The following is a 276-nucleotide window of genomic DNA, read 5'->3' on the forward strand; positions in this document are numbered from 1 at the left end:
GCACGGCAATCACCCGCTGCCACTGACGGCAATCCAGGGTATCGCCCTCTTTAGTGACAATCAGGCTGCCTATCGCTTCCGGGCTGACCAGCGCACGTTGCGGCCCTTTGGTCTGCCAGTAGCCCGCCAGCCAGTCCGGCGCGGGGGTTTTCACGACATTGTTATAGTTTTCGACTTCGGCACAGCCCGCCAGCAACAAGAGCGCGCCTGCAATTGCGAGTTTTTTCATCATTCGTCCTGCATGAGAAGAAAAGAGGATTGTGGCATTAAAGCCCT

1 protein-coding gene is annotated in these 276 nt (G+C 56.9%); it reads right to left on the bottom strand.

Features of this window, described 5'->3' with window-relative positions; genetic code table 11:
* The coding region (locus QQL85_RS26475; RefSeq protein ID WP_284368795.1) for a hypothetical protein at positions 1-229 on the bottom strand (229 nt) is incomplete at its 3' end.
* Positions 230-276 lie beyond the last annotated feature (47 nt).

Source organism: Pseudomonas putida (genome assembly GCF_030159595.1).
GTDB lineage: Bacteria > Pseudomonadota > Gammaproteobacteria > Pseudomonadales > Pseudomonadaceae > Aquipseudomonas > Aquipseudomonas putida_AC.